General features: G+C 60.6%; 19 protein-coding genes. 13 read left to right on the top strand and 6 right to left on the bottom strand.

Annotated features, from left to right (window positions below; genetic code table 11):
- Nucleotides 1-61: 61 nt before the first annotated feature.
- The gene (locus K5K95_RS05105) at nt 62-1,582 is read right to left on the bottom strand and encodes an aldehyde dehydrogenase family protein (protein ID WP_222588618.1); all 1,521 of its coding nucleotides are present in this window, start codon (nt 1,580-1,582) and stop codon (nt 62-64) included.
- Nucleotides 1,583-1,990: 408 nt separating this feature from the next.
- Here K5K95_RS05105 and K5K95_RS05100 point away from each other — a divergent pair, with 408 nt between their 5' ends.
- The 4 genes from K5K95_RS05100 to K5K95_RS05085 all read left to right on the top strand — a co-directional run bounded on the left by K5K95_RS05100 (nt 1,991) and on the right by K5K95_RS05085 (nt 6,291).
- Nucleotides 1,991-3,904 carry a sigma-54-dependent Fis family transcriptional regulator gene (locus K5K95_RS05100; RefSeq protein ID WP_222588617.1) on the top strand — a complete coding sequence of 638 codons (1,914 nt, stop codon included), beginning with the start codon at nt 1,991-1,993 and terminating at the stop codon, nt 3,902-3,904.
- Between the two features lie 131 nt (nt 3,905-4,035).
- A complete protein-coding gene (gene mpl, locus K5K95_RS05095; RefSeq protein WP_222588616.1) occupies nt 4,036-5,385 on the top strand; it encodes a UDP-N-acetylmuramate:L-alanyl-gamma-D-glutamyl-meso-diaminopimelate ligase in 1,350 nt (449 codons plus the stop codon).
- Nucleotides 5,382-6,014, top strand: a complete 633-nt coding sequence (gene ubiX, locus K5K95_RS05090; protein ID WP_222588615.1) for a flavin prenyltransferase UbiX — start codon at nt 5,382-5,384, stop codon at nt 6,012-6,014. Before mpl ends, ubiX begins: the two co-directional genes overlap by 4 nt.
- The gene (locus K5K95_RS05085; protein WP_222588614.1) at nt 6,007-6,291 is read left to right on the top strand and encodes a YceK/YidQ family lipoprotein; all 285 of its coding nucleotides are present in this window, start codon (nt 6,007-6,009) and stop codon (nt 6,289-6,291) included. The genes ubiX and K5K95_RS05085 overlap by 8 nt, the downstream gene beginning before the upstream one ends.
- Nucleotides 6,292-6,423: 132 nt before the next feature.
- On the opposite strand, the gene K5K95_RS05080 is transcribed toward K5K95_RS05085, so the two are convergent.
- The 3 genes from K5K95_RS05080 to K5K95_RS05070 form a co-directional block, all read right to left on the bottom strand.
- Complete coding sequence (locus tag K5K95_RS05080; RefSeq protein WP_222588613.1) at nt 6,424-7,065, bottom strand: oxidoreductase; 642 nt, start codon at nt 7,063-7,065, stop codon at nt 6,424-6,426.
- 27 nt (nt 7,066-7,092) lie between these two features.
- Nucleotides 7,093-8,811 (bottom strand): C13 family peptidase, encoded by a 1,719-nt coding sequence (locus K5K95_RS05075; RefSeq protein ID WP_222588612.1) that lies wholly within the window; start codon nt 8,809-8,811, stop codon nt 7,093-7,095.
- Nucleotides 8,812-8,915: 104 nt separating this feature from the next.
- Entirely contained in the window at nt 8,916-9,371 is a 456-nt protein-coding gene (locus K5K95_RS05070) for a MaoC family dehydratase (protein ID WP_090179426.1), read from the bottom strand.
- Nucleotides 9,372-9,567: 196 nt separating this feature from the next.
- Between K5K95_RS05070 and K5K95_RS05065 the strand changes: the two genes are divergently transcribed.
- Genes K5K95_RS05065 through K5K95_RS05055 form a run of 3 tightly spaced genes read left to right on the top strand, consistent with a single transcriptional unit; the run spans nt 9,568 to nt 11,244 of the window.
- Nucleotides 9,568-9,930 carry a CidA/LrgA family protein gene (locus K5K95_RS05065; RefSeq protein ID WP_090179429.1) on the top strand — a complete coding sequence of 121 codons (363 nt, stop codon included), beginning with the start codon at nt 9,568-9,570 and terminating at the stop codon, nt 9,928-9,930.
- On the top strand, nt 9,927-10,643 hold the full coding sequence (locus K5K95_RS05060) for an LrgB family protein (protein WP_222588611.1): 717 nt from the start codon (nt 9,927-9,929) through the stop codon (nt 10,641-10,643). Before K5K95_RS05065 ends, K5K95_RS05060 begins: the two co-directional genes overlap by 4 nt.
- A gap of 10 nt (nt 10,644-10,653) precedes the next feature.
- Nucleotides 10,654-11,244, top strand: a complete 591-nt coding sequence (locus tag K5K95_RS05055) for an LON peptidase substrate-binding domain-containing protein (RefSeq protein WP_054616727.1) — start codon at nt 10,654-10,656, stop codon at nt 11,242-11,244.
- Here K5K95_RS05055 and K5K95_RS05050 read toward each other — a convergent pair whose 3' ends face one another.
- Nucleotides 11,245-12,561 (bottom strand): bifunctional DedA family/phosphatase PAP2 family protein, encoded by a 1,317-nt coding sequence (locus tag K5K95_RS05050; RefSeq protein WP_222588610.1) that lies wholly within the window; start codon nt 12,559-12,561, stop codon nt 11,245-11,247.
- Nucleotides 12,562-12,650: 89 nt separating this feature from the next.
- Nucleotides 12,651-13,349 (bottom strand): DNA-3-methyladenine glycosylase, encoded by a 699-nt coding sequence (locus K5K95_RS05045; protein ID WP_222588609.1) that lies wholly within the window; start codon nt 13,347-13,349, stop codon nt 12,651-12,653.
- 187 nt (nt 13,350-13,536) lie between these two features.
- On the opposite strand from K5K95_RS05045, the gene K5K95_RS05040 reads away from it, so the two are divergent.
- The 6 genes from K5K95_RS05040 (at nt 13,537) to rodA (ending at nt 19,584) form a co-directional block, all read left to right on the top strand.
- A complete protein-coding gene (locus K5K95_RS05040; RefSeq protein WP_222588608.1) occupies nt 13,537-14,808 on the top strand; it encodes a glutamate-5-semialdehyde dehydrogenase in 1,272 nt (423 codons plus the stop codon).
- 1 nt (nt 14,809) lies between these two features.
- Nucleotides 14,810-15,499, top strand: coding sequence for a nicotinate-nucleotide adenylyltransferase (nadD, locus tag K5K95_RS05035; protein ID WP_222588607.1), 690 nt, complete (start codon nt 14,810-14,812; stop codon nt 15,497-15,499).
- Nucleotides 15,500-15,571: 72 nt separating this feature from the next.
- On the top strand, nt 15,572-16,066 hold the full coding sequence (gene rsfS, locus K5K95_RS05030; protein WP_090179458.1) for a ribosome silencing factor: 495 nt from the start codon (nt 15,572-15,574) through the stop codon (nt 16,064-16,066).
- A 9-nt stretch (nt 16,067-16,075) separates the two neighbouring features.
- Nucleotides 16,076-16,543: a 23S rRNA (pseudouridine(1915)-N(3))-methyltransferase RlmH gene (gene rlmH, locus K5K95_RS05025; protein WP_007937439.1), complete on the top strand. Its 468-nt coding sequence runs from the start codon at nt 16,076-16,078 to the stop codon at nt 16,541-16,543.
- Between the two features lie 10 nt (nt 16,544-16,553).
- Entirely contained in the window at nt 16,554-18,449 is a 1,896-nt protein-coding gene (mrdA, locus tag K5K95_RS05020) for a penicillin-binding protein 2 (protein WP_222588606.1), read from the top strand.
- Nucleotides 18,450-18,480: 31 nt separating this feature from the next.
- Nucleotides 18,481-19,584 carry a rod shape-determining protein RodA gene (gene rodA / locus K5K95_RS05015; protein WP_222590297.1) on the top strand — a complete coding sequence of 368 codons (1,104 nt, stop codon included), beginning with the start codon at nt 18,481-18,483 and terminating at the stop codon, nt 19,582-19,584.
- The last annotated feature ends 4 nt before the right edge of the window (nt 19,585-19,588 follow it).

Below are 19,588 nucleotides of genomic sequence, written 5' to 3'. Positions count from 1 at the left end.
GAGCCTGCTCGCGATAGCCATTTGAAGGGCGACACAGAAACTTCTGTGTCGCCCCCGGTTTTTAGAAGAAGCCCAGCGGATTGATGTCGTAGCTCACCAGCAGGTTTTTGGTCTGCTGATAGTGATCGAGCATCATTTTGTGGGTTTCACGCCCGACGCCAGACTTTTTGTAGCCACCGAACGCGGCATGCGCCGGGTACAGGTGGTAGCAGTTGGTCCACACACGACCGGCCTTGATGGCGCGGCCCATGCGATAGGCGCGGTTGATGTCGCGGGTCCAGAGGCCGGCGCCCAGGCCGAACTCGGTGTCGTTGGCGATGGCCAGGGCTTCGGCTTCGTCCTTGAACGTGGTGATGCTCACCACCGGGCCAAAGATTTCTTCCTGGAACACGCGCATTTTGTTGGTGCCCTTGAGCAGGGTCGGCTGGATGTAATACCCGGTCGCCAGGTTGCCCTCAAGTTTTTCTATCTTGCCGCCAGTCAGCAGTTCGGCGCCTTCGCCCTTGGCGATTTCCAGGTACGAAAGGATTTTGTCGAATTGCTGCTCGGACGCCTGGGCGCCGACCATGGTGTCGGTGTCCAGCGGGTCGCCACGTTTGATTTGCAGGACTTTGTTCATGACCACTTTCATGAACTCGTCGTAGATCGATTCTTGCACCAGGGCGCGCGAAGGGCAGGTGCAGACTTCGCCCTGGTTGAAGAACGCCAGCACCAGGCCTTCGGCGGCTTTTTCGATGAAGGTCGGTTCGGCCTGCATGATGTCTTCGAAGAAGATGTTCGGCGACTTGCCGCCCAGCTCCACGGTGGACGGAATGATGTTTTCAGCCGCGCATTTCATGATGTGCGAGCCGACCGGGGTCGAGCCGGTGAACGCGATCTTGGCGATGCGTTTGCTGGTGGCGAGCGCTTCGCCGGCTTCTTTGCCGAAGCCTTGCACGACGTTCAGCACGCCCGGCGGCAGCAGGTCGCCGATCAGTTCCATCAGCACGGTAATGCCCAGTGGCGTTTGCTCGGCAGGCTTGAGCACGACGCAGTTACCGGCAGCCAGGGCCGGGGCAAGTTTCCACGCGGCCATCAGGATCGGGAAGTTCCAAGGGATGATCTGCCCGACCACGCCCAGCGGTTCATGGATGTGATAAGCCACGGTGTTGCCGTCGATCTCGGCGGCGCTGCCTTCCTGAGCACGGATGCAACCGGCGAAGTAGCGGAAATGGTCCGCGGCCAGCGGGATGTCGGCATTGAGCGTTTCACGCACGGCTTTGCCGTTGTCCCAGGATTCGGTGATTGCCAGCAGTTCCAGGTTCTGTTCGATGCGGTCGGCGATTTTCAGCAGCACCAGCGAGCGCGCCTGGACGGACGTGGCGCCCCAGGCATCGGCAGCGGCGTGGGCGGCGTCCAGGGCTTTGTCGATGTCTTCGGCCGTGGAGCGCGGAAATTCGGCAATCGGTTGGCCATTCACTGGCGAGGTATTGGTGAAGTACTGACCTTTGACAGGCGCGACGAACTCGCCGCCGATGTAGTTACCGTACTTGCTCTTGAACGAAACGATAGCGCCTTCAGTACCGGGGTGAGCGTAACGCATAGTGATTTCTCCTTGGCTTTTGTACTTATAAGAGAGAGCGCATGTGCGCTTGCTATAAGCGTAGAGCAAAGGTCGGGCCACTGCCTTGCAGGTCAGGTAAATCAAGGCCTTGCGCTGTTTTTGTCGGACGGGCGGAACGCCGCTGTGACGCTTTCGGTACAGTCGCCGTGACACTTTGTACCGCTTGTGGCACAACCTGTGACCGAGCGGTCTTGCCACCATTGCAATGCCGGCTAGGCTGGAGGATGCTCGCTACAGCCGCATAACCCTTGTAGGAGCTGTCGAGTGCAACGAGGCTGCGATCTTTTGATGTTGTTTTTTAAGAGCACGATCAAAAGATCGCAGCCTCGTTGCACTCGACAGCTCCTACGGGGGCGGTGAAAACCGCTCGGGGAGAACAATAAGAAAATGCACGACAATCATTTGAGTCGCCATGCCCAGCAGGTCCTGACGGTCACTCAGGGCAAATCCCACCTGCACGGCCCGGGCAGCGATCCGTCGATTGCCCGTTCCTGGCTGCGGTGTCTTGAGGACTATCACCTCGACCCGGCCCTGACCGTAGCGCCAACGGTGCTGGAGCACGGCCGCGTACTGGAAAGCCGCGAGCGCTTGCAGCAAGTGCTGCACATCGCCGGCAACGAAATGACCAGCCTGCATCAACAACTTTCCGGCGCCGGCCACGCGGTGCTGCTGACCGACGCCCGTGGCGTGATCCTCAATTGCGTCACAGCGCCCGCCGAACGCAAGATTTTCGAGCGTGCCGGGCTCTGGCTCGGCGCTGACTGGAGCGAAGCCTGCGAAGGCACCAACGGCATCGGCACCTGCCTGGTGGAGCGTCAGTCGTTGACCATCCATCAGGACGAACACTTTCGCGGTCGCCACACTGGCCTGACCTGCTCGGCGAGCCCGGTGTTCGACCCGCATGGCGAATTGCTGGCGGTGCTCGACGTGTCTTCGGCGCGTCACGAGGTTTCGCGTCAGAGCCAGTTTCACACCATGGCGCTGGTCAATCTGTCGGCGAAGATGATCGAGAGCTGCTATTTCCTGCGCTACTTCGACAACCAATGGCTGTTGCGTTTTCACCTGCAGGCCGAGTCCGTCGGGCTGTTCAGCGAAGGGTTGCTGGCGTTTGACGGAGAAGGGCGGATCAGTGCCGTCAATCAAAGTGCCCTGAACCTGCTGGGGCATGGTCGCTGCGGATTATTGGGGCAGCCGGTCGAGGCGTTTTTCGATTGCTCGCTGGATGAGTTGCTCGGCCGCGCGAGCGTGAACGCCAGCGCCAGTTGGCCGCTGCGCACCCGAGACGGGCGGAGTCTGTTTGCGCTGTTGCGTGGGCAGCCACGCAGCATTCCGGTGCCGGTGGTGCAACGTCCGGTGATTGCCGAGCCGGCGCGCCTGTCGGGGATTTGTATTGGCGATATCGCGTTGCAGGAAGAATTCCGCAAGTCCCTGCGCGTGTTCGAACGGGACGTGCCGCTGTTGATCAACGGCGAAACCGGTTCTGGCAAAGAAGCGTTCGCCAAAGCCGTGCACCAGGCCAGTCAACGGGCCGAAAAAGCCTTCGTTGCCCTCAATTGTGCGGCCATTCCCGAAAGCCTGATCGAGAGCGAACTGTTCGGTTATCGCGGCGGCAGCTTCACCGGCGCGCGCAAGGAGGGTATGCGCGGCAAGTTGCAGCAGGCCGACGGCGGGACCTTGTTCCTCGATGAAATCGGCGACATGCCGTTGGCATTGCAGACCCGGCTATTAAGAGTGCTGGAAGATCGCCAGGTGGTGCCGATCGGTGGTGAGCCGGAGCCGGTCAATGTGCGGATCATCAGCGCCACGCACCGTAATTTGCTGGAGCGCGTGCAGGACGGCAGTTTCCGTGAGGATCTGTATTACCGGCTCAATGGGTTGGAAGTGGCGTTGCCGGCGTTGCGCGATCGCAGTGATAAATCGCAACTGCTCGACTTTTTGCTGGCTGAAGAGGCGGGCGGTGAGACGGTGGTGATCGATGAGCCGGCACGGCAGGCGTTGCTGGGCTTCGCATGGCCGGGAAACGTGCGGCAATTACGCAATGTGCTGCGCACCTTGGCGGCGCTGTGTGACGGTGGACGGATCGGGCTGGAGGATCTGCCGGCGATGATTCGTCAGGTTCGGCCATTGCCGGTAGTGGCCGTGGAAGAGCCGTCCGAGTATCCGCTGGACGATGCCGAGCGATTGGCCTTGCTCAATGCGCTGGAGCAGACGCGCTGGCATATGACGAATACAGCGGAACAGCTTGGTGTAAGCCGCAATACGCTTTATCGAAAACTGCGCAAGCACGGGATTGCCAGGTAAACCGCGTTGCGGCCAATCGCGAGCAAGCCCGCTCCCACATGAGTTGCGGTGGCTGATCGTTCCCATCACCTAAAGAGTGCGATTTCCCCCTCCCTACGCTAACCTGCGGCCATGTTTTACGAGGTCGACTAATGCACATTCATATTCTTGGTATCTGCGGCACTTTCATGGGTTCGATGGCGGTTCTGGCCAAAGAGCTGGGTCATCACGTGACGGGCTCCGATGCCAACGTCTATCCGCCGATGAGCACTCAGCTTGAAGCGCAGGGCATTGAGTTGACCCAAGGCTACGATCCCGCTCAACTCGATCCGGCTCCGGATCTGGTGGTGATCGGCAACGCCATGTCCCGCGGCAACCCGGCCGTGGAATACGTGTTGAACAAAGGCCTGTCTTACGTCTCCGGCCCGCAATGGCTGGCGGACCACGTGCTGCAAGGTCGCTGGGTCCTGGCCGTCGCCGGCACCCATGGCAAAACCACTACCAGCAGCATGCTTGCCTGGGTCCTGGAGCACGCGGGCATGAGCCCGGGCTTTCTGATTGGCGGCGTGCCGCAGAATTTCTCGGTGTCGGCCCGCTTGGGCGAGACGCCGTTCTTCGTCATCGAAGCCGACGAGTACGACAGCGCGTTTTTCGACAAGCGCTCAAAATTTGTTCACTACCGCCCACGCACAGCGATCCTGAACAACCTCGAATACGATCATGCCGACATCTTCCCCGATCTGCCGGCCATCGAGCGCCAGTTCCACCATTTGGTGCGGACCATCCCGAGCGAAGGCCTGGTGATCCACCCGACGACGGAACCCGCCTTGCAGCGTGTCATCGAGATGGGCTGCTGGACACCGGTGCAAACCACCGGCGCCGGCGGTCAGTGGCAAGTCAAACTGCTCAGCGAAGACGGCTCGAAGTTTGAAGTGATGTTCGAAGGCGTCGCCCAAGGCATGGTCGAGTGGGACATGACTGGCCAGCACAACGTCGCCAATGCCTTGGCCACGCTGGCTGCGGCCCGCCACGTCGGCGTCGTGCCGTCGATGGGCATTGCTGCATTGAGCGCCTTCAAAAGCGTGAAGCGCCGGATGGAAAAAGTCGCGGAAGTTCGCGGCATCACCATCTATGACGACTTCGCTCACCACCCGACGGCCATCGCCACAACCCTTGATGGCCTGCGCAAGCGCATCGGTGATGCGCCGTTGATTGCGATCATCGAGCCGCGCTCCAATTCCATGAAACTTGGCGCCCACCGCGATGGCTTGCCGGAAAGCGTGGTCGATGCCGATCAGGTGATCTGGTACGCCCCGGCCAACCTCGGCTGGGACTTGGGCGCGACCGCTGCGTTGTGCACCGTGCCATCGATCGTCAGTGATTCGCTGGAAGGCATCATTGAGCGCGTGAAGTCCCAGGCTCAACCGGGCACCCATGTGGTCATCATGAGCAACGGCGGCTTCGGCGGCCTGCACGGCAAGCTCGCCGAGGCGCTCAAATGAACAGCGGCCCGGAACGCATCACCCTGGCGATGACGGGCGCTTCGGGCGCCCAGTACGGCTTGCGTCTGCTCGACTGTCTGATCCGCGAAGACCGCGAGGTGCATTTCCTGATCTCCAAGGCAGCGCAACTGGTGATGGCCACCGAAACCGACGTCACGCTGCCCGCCAAACCGCAGACGATGCAGGCTTTCCTGACCGAATACACCGGCGCCGCCGCCGGGCAGATCAAGGTGTACGGCAAGGAAGACTGGATGTCGCCGGTAGCCTCGGGCTCCGGTGCTCCAGCGGCGATGGTGGTGGTGCCGTGCTCGACCGGGACGCTGTCGGCGATTGCGACCGGCGCCTGCAACAACTTGATCGAGCGGGCGGCCGACGTCACGCTGAAGGAGCGTCGCCAGCTGATTCTGGTGCCGCGTGAGGCACCGTATTCGAGCATCCATCTGGAGCACATGCTCAAGTTGTCGAACATGGGCGTGACGATTTTGCCGGCCTCGCCAGGTTTCTATCATCAGCCGCAGACCATCGATGACTTGATCGACTTTGTGGTGGCGAGGATTCTCAATCTGCTGAACATCCCGCAAGACATGCTTCCGCGCTGGGGGGAACACCATTTGAGCAGCGATGAATAAGCTGCTGATCATGGTGCTGGTGTTGCAGCTGACGGGTTGCGCCACGGCGCGCACCCTCGATGCGGCCAAACCCGGGGCGCCCGTGGTGTACTCGGGCACGCGTCTGGATTTGTATGCGATGAACGGCGGTTGCTGCGCGAAGGACCGGTTCGGGGCCGAAGCCCCGAGCTATCCCGGTGTCGACCTGCCGGCCAGCGCATTGCTCGATACGCTGCTGCTGCCGTTGTCGGTGCTGACGGTGATCGGCGTCAGCTTCCAGGCAACTGGCGGGATGTAGCGTTGGGCATTAATTCGGTGTCGCGTCCTTCGCGAGCAGGCTCGCTCCCACATTAACCGAATTGTCCGAGCGACCACGGTCAAATGTGGGAGCGGGCTTGCCCGCGAAGGTGTCGGTACAGTCGATGAAGAGTTATTTGCCGAGTTTGCGCAACTCATCCGACTCGACAATCCGCACTCCATCCTGCTCTTCCAACGCCAATCGCCACATCGCACGCGCCAATTGGCAGGCCTCGATGCCACGGTATTTGCCGGGAATCAGTCGCGACAACGGTCCGGCGATTTGTTCCGCCATACGCGGTTCCACGCGATCGCCCAGCAGCAATGACGGCCGACAAATGGTCAGTTGCGGCCAATTCTGTGCGATCAACGCGTGTTCCATCTCACCTTTGACCCGATTGTAGAAAACAGGCGACCTGCGATCGGCTCCCAAGGCACTGATCACGATCAGGTGCCGTGCGCCCATTTCCCGAGCACGCTTGGCGAACGCCACCACCATGTCCAGGTCGACCGCGCGGAAGGCTTGTTCGGAACCAGCCTGCTTGATCGTGGTGCCAAGGCAGCAGTAGGCAATGTCGACGCGACCGTTGAGTTGCGGCAAAAACACCGCCGGGTCGCCGACCGGGTTTTCCAGATGAGGATGCTCGGCCAGTGGCCGGCGTGAGGGGGCCAGTACCCTTGAAATCGTTGGCTCATTGAGCAAGCGATCAAGCAAATGTTCACCGGTCAGCCCGGTAGCACCGGCAAGCAATACATGCTGAGGCGTCAAGTACATAGTGTTTCCCCCTTGATACTGTTCAGCTTAGTTGCTGTTTGCATCCCTGCTGCTTATAGAGACACTTTGCAAAGCTTTTCGTGCCTGCTGCTTGCGCAAGAGCTGCCAGTGGGAGAGGACGGTTTTCGGTGCCCAGATCTGCGGTTCAGAGGCTTCGAAGCTGTCAGCCAGTTCACGTTCAGCCACCGTGGCCTTGGCCAGTTTGAAGGCTTGCTCGAGGTCGTCGGTCTGGTTCAACGCCTGGGCGAACAGCGCGTCGCCGAAGTAGGTGAAGTTGGCTTCTTCCGAGCAGCCGAAAGACACTCGGTCGGCCCGCGAGGCGGTCATGATCAGCGTGCGTTCGTCCTTGAGAGCAGGGAGGAAACCGCCGGAGTAGCAGGCCGAGATGACGATGATCTTGTCGCGATTCTTCAGGGGCGCGAGCACCGCGGCCAGTTCGTCGGCCGGCAAGTCGGCCAGCTCCATACGCGGCTGGTCGAGTACCAGTTCATGTTCGCTGGTGCCGTGGCTGGTCAGGTAGATGAAGATCAAATCTTCCGGTCCGCTGCGTTCGGCGAGGGTCAGTGCCGCGCGGCGCAGGTTTTCCCGGGTGGCCATCGGCCGGTCTACAAGGTGATCGCGATGGTTGACCAGGCGGATCTGGCCGTAGGCACCAAAGCGGCTGTTGAGCATGTTGCTGACGTAATCGGATTCGCGCAGGAATACGCTCTGTTTGCCGTCACCGCCCACGGTCAAGGTGTAGAGCTCAACCGCTGGCGTAGAGGCTGGCACCTTGGTCAGTGCATCGTCGAGCAAGCGGCCCTGGGCCAGCAAGCCGAGTTCCAGGCTGTCGGGCAACAATTTGCCATCGGCATCGCGCACACGCTGACCATTGGCCCACGTACCGCTTTGTACCGTGCCGTCCGTCAGCACCAGCGTGCCGCGACCCGAATAGGCGTCTGCATCGAACTGGCCGACGTAGAAGCTGCCGTCGGGCAGGTTCAAACGGCCCTCGCCGCTGAAGCGCCAGTCGCTGAACTGGCCGACGTAATGACTGCCATCGGCGCCGATCAACTCGCCCTTGCCGTTCAACGAGCCGTCCTTGAACTGACCCAGCCAGACATCGCCGTCGGCATTTTCGTAGCGGCCCTTGCCGTTCAGTTGATTGTTCTTGAAACCGCCGACGTAGATATCGCCGTCAGCGCTGTTGAAGGTGCCGTTGCCTTCCAGTTGTCCGTTGACGAAGTGCCCGGTGAACTGATTGCCGCTGGCATCGCCGCGCTGGCCTTCGCCGTTGGGTTTGCCGTTGGTGAATTGGCCCTGATAGGAGCTGCCGTCTTCGAGTTCGAGACGACCGAGCCCTGAATACTGATCGGCCTTGAATTCACCGCGGTAGGTCATGCCGTTTTCTTTGAGCGTGCCTTCACCGTCGCGGCGCCCGAGCTTGAATCCGCCGGTGTAGCTGCTGCCGTTGGTGGTCAGCGTGCCTTGGCCGTCGAACAACCCCTGGTTGAATTGCCCGCGATAGACTTCGCCGTTGCTGCCATGCCATTCGCCCTGGCCATGCCATTGGCCCTTGTCGAATTCGCCGGCATACCAGCTGCCGTTCGGGTAGTCGACCCGGCCCTGGCCTTGCAGCAGGCCATTGACCAGATCACCGCGATAGCGCCCACCGTCCGGCAAGCGGGCATCGGGGGGCAACAGCGATTCGCCATCGCCGCAAGCGGTAAGCAAAAGGGTCAAAGCAAGGAGGGCGAGTGAGCGCATAGCGGGATCCGGGCAATTAGGCGACCGAGTATGCCGCAGCTATGTGTCGTATATATAGAGACGCGGCGCGAAACAGCGTTAGCTGTTTCGCAATCAGGCATGTATCAGACGAAACAGAGGGACAGCGGCTCGGCAATATACGCCGGTTTGTCCGAACCTTCGATCTCAAGTGTGGCGGTGGCTTTGAGCAGCCATTGGCCGGGTTTTTTCTCGGTGACCTCGTTCATGTCGACTTTGAGTCGAACTCTGGAGTTGACCTTCACCGGCTGGATGAAACGTACGCTGTCCAGTCCGTAGTTGACGACCATCTTGACCCCTTCAGGCAGGACCAGAATGTCTTCCATCAGCTTCGGCATCAGCGACAGGGACAGGAATCCATGGGCGATCGTGCTGCCAAAGGGCGTTTGCGCGGCTTTGACCGGGTCGACGTGGATGAACTGATAATCGCCTGTGGCTTCTGCGAACAGGTTGATGCGCTCCTGGTCGATGGTGAGCCATTCGGAACGTCCAAGTTCCTTGCCGACATAATCTTTGAGCTCTGCAACGGGAACATAGGGCATTGAGACTCTCCTTGGGTTTCATCGGATTTATAGTTTTTCGGGTGGGGGGATTTGACCTCCCTGCGAACCACTTTAGATCAACATGGCAATTTGCTCCGGTCAACTGACCATGCTTTTGGCGAATGCCGGTCCATAGCGTTGACGTGCTTATAATGCCCGGCCCCTGATTTGTGGGGAGAGCGTGGGGAGATGCGGGATGTTGTTACGTGGCCTGACCTGGCTGGTGCTGTTCCAATTGCTGGGCACAGCCCTCAATCATTTGTTTTTACCGGTACTGCCCGGGCCGATTGTCGGCCTGCTGCTGTTGCTGGTGTACCTGATTTCACGCGGGCAAGTCGGTGAGCCTTTGAACCTGGCGGCCAGCAGTCTGCTGCGCTATTTGCCGTTGCTGCTGGTGCCGCCCGCCGTGGGCGTCATGGTGTACGCCAAGGACATTGCCGCGGACTTCTGGGCCATCGTTGGCGCGCTGGTGTTGTCGCTGGTGCTGTCCATGGCATTTGCCGGGGTGCTGATGCAGCGCATGGTCAAGCGTCATGCCCGTCGCGGAGATCACTCATGATCCTCGACTGGCACGGCGCGCTGGACTCGGTGATTCATCACCCGTTGTTCGGCATTGGCGTTACGTTGGGCGCCTATCAGCTGGTGCTGGCGGCGTTCGAGAAAACCCGCTGGATCTTTCTGCAGCCGGTGCTGGTGTCCATGCTGTTGGTGATTGGCGTACTGACGGTGTCTGGCATCACCTTCGTTGAATACCGCAAGAGCACCGAGATCCTCAGTATCCTGCTCGGGCCGGCGACGGTGGCGCTGGCGGTGCCGCTTTACCTTAATCTGCGGCGGATTCGGCAGTTGTTCTGGCCGATATTTACTACGCTGGTGATAGGTGGCGTGGTCGCCACGGGCATGGGAGTGTTGCTGGGCTGGTGGTTTGGCGCTGAACACATGATCCTCATGACCATGGCGCCCAAGTCAGTGACCTCGCCCATTGCGATGCTGGTGGCCGAGCAAATCGGTGGCGTCGCGGCGCTGGCAGCGGTGTTCGTGTTGATCACCGGCGTGATCGGTGCGATCTTCGGGCCGAGCCTGTTGACCCGGCTCGGGGTGCACAGCCCTGAAGCGCGCGGCATGGCACTGGGCATGACCGCCCACGCCGTCGGCACGTCGGTGGCCTTGCAGGAAAGTGAAGAATGCGGCGCCTTCGCGGCGCTGGCGATGAGTCTGATGGGCGTGGCCACGGCGGTGTTCCTGCCGTTGGCGGTGTCGATGGTGGTGTAAGGAATTGTCTATGAGCTTGCCGCTTTTTCCGCTGAACACGGTGTTGTTTCCTGGTTGCATCCTCGACTTGCAGATCTTCGAGGCGCGCTACCTGGACATGATCAGTCGCTGCATGAAACAGGGCAGTGGCTTCGGTGTGGTGTGCATCCTCGACGGCGAAGAGGTCGGCATTGCGCCGGCGGGTTACGCGTTGGTGGGGTGTGAAGCGCTGATCACCGATTTCAAGCAACAGGACAATGGCCTGCTGGGTATCCGGGTGCAGGGCGGACGGCGTTTTCACGTGTTGCGCTCCGAGGTGCAGCGCGATCATTTGACCATCGCTGACGTCGAGTGGCTGGAAGATGAGCCTGAGCAACCATTGCAGGACGAAGACGCCGACCTGGTGGCGTTGCTCAAGGCTCTGGCCGAACACCCGATGGTCGAGGCGCTGAACATGGGCACTGAAGCGACCGGACAACAGTCGCTGGCCAATCAACTGGCGTATCTGCTGCCGTTTGCCGAAGTGGACAAGATCGATCTGCTGCAACTCGATGACCCGCAGCAGCGACTGGATGCGATCCAGGCGCTGCTCGATGAGTTGCAGGGTGAGTTGTTTGCCTGATCAATAGGCATACCGCAACATCGCAGACGGCAAATACCGCAGTGCGAAGAACCCGAACAGTGCCACCATTGGAGGCAATACCAGCCACCAGACCTTGCGTGGCATCGGGTTGAGCGGCGTCTGGCGTTGGCTCAGCCACAGGCTCGCCGCGCACACGCACGCCGCCAGCATTGCGCCGGCCAGCACATCCGTTGGCCAATGCGCGCCCAGATACACCCGGGACAGGGAAATCGCCAGCGCCGGCAAGCAAGCGAGCAGCAACCACGTCAGGCGCATGCGCGGCGGTTGGCCGCGACCGGCCAGCACGGCCAGGGTCAGGAACAAGGCGAATGACCCCGAGGCGTGACCGCTGGGCATGCTGTAGCTGGTGAACGGATCGCTCAGCACTTCCGGGCGGATGCGGGCGAAAAACTGCTTGGTGAATGTGTTGCCCAGGGCGGTGAAGAGCAGGGTGCCGCCAGCGAAGATAGCCTGGCGCCATTGCCGGGTGAGCAGCAGCAAACCGGTCAGCAGGGCGCTAAACACCAGCATGTTGCGGAACTCGCCGATCAGCGTGAAGGTGACGGCGACTTCATCGAGCATCGGGCTGCGGTGTTCCTGCACCAGGGTCATCACGCCTTGATCGAGGGCGGTCAGGTGTGGGTAGCCGATGAACAGTCCCAGCAGAATCAGAAAGCTCATGCCGCTAATCAGCACCGTTGCCTTGCGATGGCGACGCATGCTGCTGGTAATGCTCAAGCCCACCATGACGGCGATGCTGCCTGCGACGATACCCGCCTCGGGCCAGAACCCGTCAGGCAATGGCAGGCGGATGGCCGCGCCCGTGGCCCAACCGGGCAGCAGGTAGGCAACGCTCCAGCCTGCGGCTGCCAGCAGACTGACAGCGGCGAAGCGTGGGAAGGGCATGTCGAACATCCCGGCGACCATCGGCAGCATTGGCCGTAGCGGGCCGATAAAGCGCCCGACCAGCAGACTGGCAATGCCGTAGCGCTGGAAATACGATTCGGCGCCGGCGATCCATTCCGGGTGATGACGCAACCCTGGCAGGCGCCGGATGTTCTGGTGGAAATGTCGACCGATGAAATAGGAGACGACATCGCCCAGCACCCCGGCGACGAACCCCAGCAATAGCGTTTCGCTCAATGACAGCGCACCACTACCAGCCAGTACCGCTACGGCAAACAGCAAAACCGTGCCGGGCACGATCAGCCCGGCAATCGCCAGGCACTCCACAAAGGCCACTATGAATATCGCCGCTGCCAGCCATTGCGGGTTAGCCGCCAACCAACCGGTCACGCTATCGAGCCATGGGCCCATAAAAACAACTCCATCGAATGTTCAGTTGGCCGCAAAAGGGCAAACGTAGCTTCCAAATACTGCAAAACCCTGTGGGATCGTTTCCAGCATCAAGTCAGTAAAAAATAATCGCGACCTTCAACCTGCCCCCGTCGCAACGGGTTGCGCGTGCAATACGGCGCGTAAGCCGCATCGACGAAGCGGTACATCAAATGCTCATCGCGTCCCTGGGGGATGCCCAGGCGCGTGGTCTGGATGATGTGAACCGGTGCCGGGCCGACATTTTCCACCAGCAGCACTTCATGATCGAAGCGTTTGGCGTCCCAGACCGGCACCTTCAGGCCCAGCGACTTGCAAAGCAATGTCTGTCCAGCGCACAGCTTTTGCGAGGGACGAGGCCGTCCTTGAGCATCAGGATTGTTCACCAGCATCTGCGCCAGACTCGCCGGCCCGCTCAATTCGTCGACCCATGGATAGGCGGATTTGATCAATACCGCGTTGCCGGGACCTTTGGCGCTGAAGTTCAGGGAGTCGCCACCACGGGCGTAATACATATAGATGTGGCCGCCATCCAGAAACAAAGCCTTACGCTTTTCTGTGTAGCCAAGGGACGCGTGGCTGCCTTTTTCTTCGCAGTAATAGGCTTCGGTCTCGATGATGCGAGCACTGAGCCACAGGTCGCCGACCCGGTGGCGGATGATTTTGCCCAGTAAATCCCGGGCCAGCGTTTGGGCGTCTCTGTCGAAAAAGGCGTCCGGGAGCCCTGTGGGAGGGGGCGCGGCGGACGTGTTAACAGTCAGGTTTGACATAATGAACGGCATTATTCAGGGCTGATTGAGCGGCGATGATAACAATTTGCAGCTTAATCACGGCTGAACGTCGGCAAATCGCCCTCCATTTCGACCATCCGCCCGTCACTGCTGTTAGTCGGGGGGCGCGACAGCTATAATCTGCCGCTTTACTTTACCAAGACCTTAGCAAAGACCACTCCAGACCATGACTGAGTCCGTTCTTGACTACATGACCCGCCTGGGTCGCGCTGCCCGCGAGGCTTCTCGCGTGATTGGCTGTGCCAGCACTGCGCAGAAGAACCGCGCGCTGCAGGCGGCTGCCAATGCGCTGGATGCTGCACGCGCCGAGCTGACGGCTGCCAATGAACTGGATTTGGCCGCTGGTCGTGCCAATGGTCTTGAGCCGGCATTGCTTGAGCGTCTGGCGCTGACCCCGGAGCGCATCGACGGCATGATCGTCGGCTTGCGTCAGGTGGCGGCATTGCCTGACCCGGTTGGTGCGATCCGCGACATGAGCTTCCGTCCGTCGGGCATTCAGGTCGGCAAGATGCGCGTACCGTTGGGCGTGATCGGGATCATCTACGAATCCCGGCCGAATGTGACGATTGACGCTGCCAGCCTGTGCCTGAAGTCCGGTAACGCAACCATTCTGCGTGGCGGCTCCGAGGCGATTCATTCCAACCGTGCCATCGCCGCCTGCATCCAGCGTGGCCTGGCCGAGGCCGAGCTGCCGGCCGCCGTGGTGCAAGTGGTCGAAACCACCGATCGCGCCGCCGTCGGCGCGCTGATCACCATGCCCGAATACGTCGACGTCATCGTGCCCCGTGGCGGCCGAGGCCTGATCGAGCGGGTCAGTCGCGATGCCCGTGTGCCAGTGATCAAACACCTGGACGGCATTTGCCACGTGTATGTCAGTGCCCACGCCGATCTGCCCAAAGCCCAGCGCATCGCCTTCAACGCCAAGACTTACCGTTATGGCATCTGCGGCGCGATGGAAACGCTGCTGGTGGATCAGGCCGTTGCCAAGGATTTCCTGCCGTCGATGGCTGCACAGTTCCGCGAAAAAGGCGTCGAGCTGCGCGGTTGCGAACGTACGCGAGCGATCATCGACGCAGCGCTGGCCAGTGAAGAAGACTGGACCACCGAATACCTGGCGCCGATCCTGTCGATCCGCGTGGTCGACGGACTGGACCAGGCCATCGAGCACATTAACAAGTACGGCTCCCATCACACCGACTCGATTGTCAGCGAAAACCTCGCAGACACCCGGCGTTTTGTGGCGCAAGTCGATTCTTCGTCGGTGATGATCAATACGCCGACCTGTTTTGCCGATGGCTTTGAATACGGATTGGGTGCCGAGATTGGCATTTCTACTGATAAGCTGCACGCCCGCGGCCCGGTGGGCCTCGAAGGGCTGACCTGCCAGAAGTACATCGTGGTCGGTGATGGTCAGTTACGCGGTCAGGCGTCGGTCTGAGTTGGGCGACCTTGACCCGACAGCCCAAGTGACCGCCAGCGAGCCACAACCTCGTCGCATTGGCGTACTGGGCGGGACTTTCGACCCGGTGCACATCGGCCATTTGCGCGGTGCGCTGGAAGTCGCCGAGTCGCTGGCGCTGGATGAATTGCGCCTGACGCCAAGTGCCAGGCCGCCTCATCGCGGCACGCCGCAGGTGTCGGCGCAGGACCGGCTGGCAATGGTCGAGTGCGCGGTGGCCGGTGTGGCGCCGTTGGTGGTGGACGCGCGGGAGTTACAGCGCGACAAACCGTCCTACACTATCGATACCCTGGAACTGATGCGTGCCGAACTGGCCGTCTCTGACCAGGTTTTTCTACTTTTGGGCTGGGACGCATTTTGCGGCCTGCCCACTTGGCATCGCTGGGAAGAGTTGCTCCAGCATTGCCACATCCTGGTGCTGCAACGCCCGGATGCCGACAGCGAACCGCCGGATGCCTTGCGCAATCTGTTGGCGGCACGCTCGGTGAGCGACCCGCTGGCCCTCAAAGGGCCGAGCGGACAGATTGCATTCGTCTGGCAGACACCGCTCGCGGTATCCGCCACCCAGATCCGTCAACTGCTGGCCAGCGGTAAGTCGGTACGTTTCCTGGTGCCCGACGCGGTCCTGGCCTACATCGATGCGCACGGTCTCTACCGTGCGTCGAACTGAAAAGAGGCATGCTTCCAGGCACGCAATGACGTGCAGTGAAGCGCCCGAACATACGAGCAAAACGAGTTTTATATGACTGACAAAGACGTAACTAAAGTAAAGCGCAAAGGCACATTCAAGAGCGCTCCGCTGCCAGTAGAGGCTCCAACCGGGCCGGAGCTGCGCGGTGAAGAACTGGTCAAGGTTGCCGTGGCGGCCCTGGAAGACGTCAAGGCCCAGGACATCCAGGTCATCGACGTTCGTGAAAAGCAGAGCATCACTGACTTCATGATCATCGCTACCGGTACCTCCAACCGCCAGATCGGCGCGATGCTGGACAAGGTTCGCGAAGCCGTCAAAGCCCAAGGCGTCAAGCCGCTGGGTGAAGAAGGCAAGGGCGACAGTGACTGGGTCCTGCTGGATATGGACGATGTCATCGTGCACATGATGACCGCTTCGGCCCGTCAGTTTTACGACCTGGAGCGCCTGTGGTCCGGTGCTGAGCAGAGCCGTGCTCTGAACGCTGCTCACCACAGCCCGGAAAACACCCATGAGCACTTCATCAAGCTCAACAAAGACCAGCAATAAGGGACCGCTGTGCGACTGCGACTGATCGCCGTCGGTTCCCGCATGCCCAAATGGGTGGAAGAAGGCTGGCATGAGTATGCCAAGCGCCTTCCGTCCGAGCTGGCGCTGGAACTGGTGGAAATACCGCTCAATACCCGTGGCAAGAACGCCGACGTGGCGCGCTTTATCCGTCAGGAAGGCGAAGCCATGCTGGCAAAGGTCGGGCCGAACGAGCGCGTTGTGACCCTCGAAGTCCACGGCAAGCCCTGGAGCACCGAGCAACTGGCGGTCGAGCTCGATCGCTGGCGGCTGGACTCGCGCACGGTCAACTTCATGGTCGGCGGCCCCGAAGGGCTGGCGCCGGAAGTCTGTGCGCGGGCTGATCAGCGCTGGTCGTTATCGCCGTTGACGTTGCCGCACCCGCTGGTGCGGATTCTGATCGGCGAACAGCTGTATCGTGCCTGGACAGTGCTGTCCGGCCACCCTTACCACAAGTAGTTCTGCCCTCATGTCCCAGCCGATCCGCATCAAGGACCACGAAAAAGACGCCCGTCTGGTGCGTGGTCGCGTCGTGTTCGGGGCAATTGCGGTGGTAACGCTGATCTGTGTGCTGATCGCGCGGCTGTATTTCCTCCAGGTGATTCAGTACGAGTACCACTCGACTCTGTCGGAAAACAACCGTGTCCATGTGCAGCCAATTCCGCCGACGCGGGGGCTGATTTACGACCGCAATGGCGTGGTGGTTGCCGACAACCGGCCCAGCTTCAGCCTGAGCATGACCCGCGAGCGTTCCGGCGACTGGCAGCAAGTGCTCGATGTAATTGTCGAAGTGCTGGAACTGACGCCCGAGGACCGGGTTATCTTCGAGAAACGCATGCGTCAGGGGCGTCGGCCGTTCGAGCCGGTGCCGATCCTGTTCGAGCTGACCGAAGAGCAGATTGCCCGGATTGCGGTCAATCAGTTCCGTCTGCCTGGCGTGGAAGTGGTTGCACAGCTGGTTCGGCACTATCCGCAGGGCGCGCACTTTGCGCACTCGGTTGGGTACATGGGCCGGATCAACGAGAAAGAGCTGAAGTCGCTCGATCCGGTAAGTTACAGCGGCACCCATCAAATTGGTAAAACCGGCATCGAGCGTTTCTACGAGCCCGAGCTGCACGGTCAGGTCGGTTACGAAGAAGTCGAGACCAACGCCCGTGGCCGTGTGCTGCGGGTGCTCAAGCGCACCGAGCCGATTTCCGGCAAGGACATTGTCCTGAGCCTGGACATCAAATTGCAGGAGGCTGCCGAAGCCGCGCTCGGCGGGCGTCGAGGCGCTGTCGTCGCGCTGGACCCGAAAACCGGCGAAGTGTTGGCGATGGTCAGCCAGCCAAGCTTCGATCCGAACCTGTTTGTTACCGGCATCAGCTTCAAAGCCTATTCCGAGCTGCGCGATTCCATCGACCGCCCGCTGTTCAACCGCGTATTGCGTGGTCTGTACCCGCCGGGTTCGACCATCAAGCCAGCGGTGGCCATCGCCGGTCTGGATTCGGGTGTGGTGACGGCATCGACCCGGGTGTTCGACCCCGGTTACTACATGCTGCCCAACTACGATCACAAGTACCGCAACTGGAACCGTACCGGCGACGGCTACGTCGACCTGGACACGGCAATCATGCGTTCCAATGACACCTACTTCTATGACCTGGCCCACAAACTGGGGATCGATCGCTTGTCGTCGTACCTGGGTAAATTCGGTATCGGCCAGAAGGTGTCTTTGGACATGTTCGAAGAATCGCCGGGGTTGATGCCGTCTCGCGAGTGGAAACGCGCGACCCGCCGTCAAGCCTGGTTCCCGGGTGAAACGCTGATTCTGGGGATTGGTCAGGGCTACATGCAGTCGACGCCGCTACAACTGGCCCAGGCGACGGCGTTGGTCGCCAACAAAGGTGTCTGGAACCGTCCGCACCTGGCCAAGACTGTCGAAGGCGTGAAGCCCAAGGATGAAAATCCGATGCCGGACATCATTTTGCGTGACCCGTCCGACTGGACCAAGGTCAACCACGGCATGCAGCAAGTGATGCATGGCGCCCGGGGGACCGCGCGCAAGGCATCGATCGGCGCGCAATACCGCATCGCCGGTAAAAGTGGTACGGCCCAGGTGGTCGCGATCAAGCAGGGCGAGAAGTACGACCGTTCCAAGGTTCAGGAGCGCCACCGCGACCACGCCTTGTTCGTCGGATTCGCACCGGCCGATAACCCGCAAATCGTGGTGTCAGTGATGGTCGAGAACGGCGAGTCCGGTTCTGGCGTCGCGGCGCCTGTGGTGCGTCAAGTCATGGACGCCTGGCTCCTGGACCAGGACGGCCGACTGAAAGCCGAATACGCCAGCCCTACCAGTGCGGAGGCTACAGCCAGTGATGAATAATTTTGATCGCATGCTCTCCAGTGAGGATGTGATGCGTCGTCGTGCCACGCTGTTGCAGCGTCTGCACATCGATGGCCCGTTGTTGATTCTGCTGCTGACCCTCGCGGCCGGCAGCCTGTTCGTGCTGTATTCGGCCAGCGGCAAGAGCTGGGATTTGCTGGCCAAGCAAGCCACCTCGTTCGGCATCGGGCTGGTGTCGATGATCGTCATCGCCCAGTTCGAACCGCGCTTCATGGCTCGCTGGGTGCCGATCGGCTATGTACTCGGCGTGCTGTTGCTGGTGGTGGTGGATGTCATGGGCCACAACGCCATGGGGGCCACGCGCTGGATCAACATCCCCGGGGTGATCCGCTTTCAGCCTTCGGAATTCATGAAGATCCTGATGCCGGCGACCATTGCCTGGTATCTGTCCAAGCGCACGCTGCCGCCGCAGCTCAAGCATGTCGCCGTCAGCCTGTTTCTGATTGGCCTGCCTTTTATTCTCATCGTGCGTCAGCCCGACCTCGGCACCTCGCTGCTGATCCTGGCCGGCGGCGCTTTCGTATTGTTCATGGGTGGCCTGCGCTGGCGCTGGATCCTCAGCGTGATTGCCGCTGCGGTGCCGGTGGCCGTGGCGATGTGGTTCTTCATCATGCACGACTACCAGAAGCAGCGAATCCTGACGTTCCTCGACCCGGAAAGTGATCCGTTGGGCACTGGCTGGAACATCATTCAGTCCAAGGCTGCCATCGGTTCCGGCGGTGTGTTCGGCAAGGGCTGGCTGCTCGGCACCCAGTCGCACCTGGACTTCCTGCCTGAAAGCCACACCGACTTCATTATTGCGGTGTTGGGCGAAGAGTTCGGCCTGGTGGGCATTTGCGCACTGTTGCTGATTTATCTGTTGTTGATCGGTCGCGGGCTGGTCATTACCGCCCAGGCCCAGACATTGTTCGGCAAATTGCTCGCGGGCAGCCTGACCATGACGTTTTTTGTTTACGTTTTCGTCAACATCGGTATGGTCAGTGGCCTGTTGCCGGTTGTGGGGGTTCCGTTGCCGTTCATTAGCTACGGAGGAACTTCGTTGGTGACGCTACTGTCAGCGTTTGGGGTTTTGATGTCGATCCATACCCATCGTAAGTGGATCGCACAGGTTTGAATAA

Source organism: Pseudomonas sp. DR48, assembly GCF_019823085.1.
Classification (GTDB): domain Bacteria; phylum Pseudomonadota; class Gammaproteobacteria; order Pseudomonadales; family Pseudomonadaceae; genus Aquipseudomonas.
Note: the sequence above shows the minus strand (reverse complement) of the source record. Positions and strands in the feature narration are given on the sequence as shown.